Raw genomic sequence first — 1,151 nt, forward strand, 5'->3', positions numbered from 1 at the left:
TCGAATTGGCGAGTTGCGGTCACCAATTCCTCCAAGTTCTCAATACGTGCCTTAGACTTTTCGCCCTTCTCTTGCTCATACATGGCAAACAAGCCAGAGTACTTGATCACATGGTCTGTTTGCTCGTGCAACGGCATCTCTAACGTGTCGTCTTCGAGTGCGGTAATAAGTTCGATAAAGCGACCTAATGCCCCCGCCGCTCGACCCGCGAGCACTTGTTCATCCAACATCGCAACGCTGGCTTCCCACATCGTGCAACCACGATCACGCGCCGCACGGCGGATGGTTTCTAGTGTCTTGTCACCTAAACCACGAGTTGGCGTATTCACCACACGTTCAAATGCAGCATCGTCATTACGGTTGGCCATCAAACGCATGTAGGCCAGTGCGTCTTTGATTTCCTGACGCTCGAAGAATCGCATACCACCATAAATACGGTATGGTAGACCAGCTTGAATCAACGCTTCTTCCAGTACACGAGACTGGGCGTTGTTGCGGTACAACATCGCTGCATCATTCAATGCTCCGCCTTTGTCTTGCCACTCTTTGATTTTGTTAACCGCAAAACGGGCTTCGTCCAACTCGTTGTAAGCACTGTAAACCGAAATCGGCTCACCAACGACGCCGTCAGTCCACAGCTCTTTACCCATACGCTCAGTGTTATTGGCGATCAAGGTATTGGAAGCTTCCAAAATGGTCTTGGTGGAACGGTAATTCTGCTCTAGGCGAATGGTGGTTACGCTTGGGAATTCACGGGTGAATTTCTCAATGTTTTCGACTTTTGCTCCGCGCCAACCGTAAATCGATTGGTCATCGTCACCCACGATCATCACATGACACTCAGGCCCCGTCATCATGCGTAGCCAAGCGTATTGGATATTGTTGGTGTCTTGGAACTCGTCGACCAAGATGTGTTTAAAGCGTGCTTGGTAGTGCTCGCGGACAAACTTGTTATCGCGCAGTAGCTCATGAGCGCGAAGCAGAATTTCTGCAAAGTCGACCAAACCTGCACGGTCACACGCTTCTTGATAAGCGGTGTATAGCTGCAAGTAGGTTTTGGTCACAGGATCGTGGTAAGCATCGATATGTGCTGGGCGCAGGCCTTCGTCTTTTTTGCCGTTAATCCACCAAGCTACTTGGCGTGCAGGCCA

1 protein-coding gene is annotated in these 1,151 nt (G+C 50.4%); it reads right to left on the reverse strand.

Annotated elements, in window-relative coordinates; genetic code table 11:
• Positions 1–1,151, reverse strand: a 1,151-nt coding sequence (locus R8O70_RS25835; RefSeq protein WP_318184539.1) for a 3'-5' exonuclease, incomplete at both ends; no start/stop codon positions are given.

Source organism: Vibrio sp. 779(2023) (assembly GCF_033344285.1).
Lineage (GTDB): Bacteria > Pseudomonadota > Gammaproteobacteria > Enterobacterales > Vibrionaceae > Vibrio > Vibrio alginolyticus.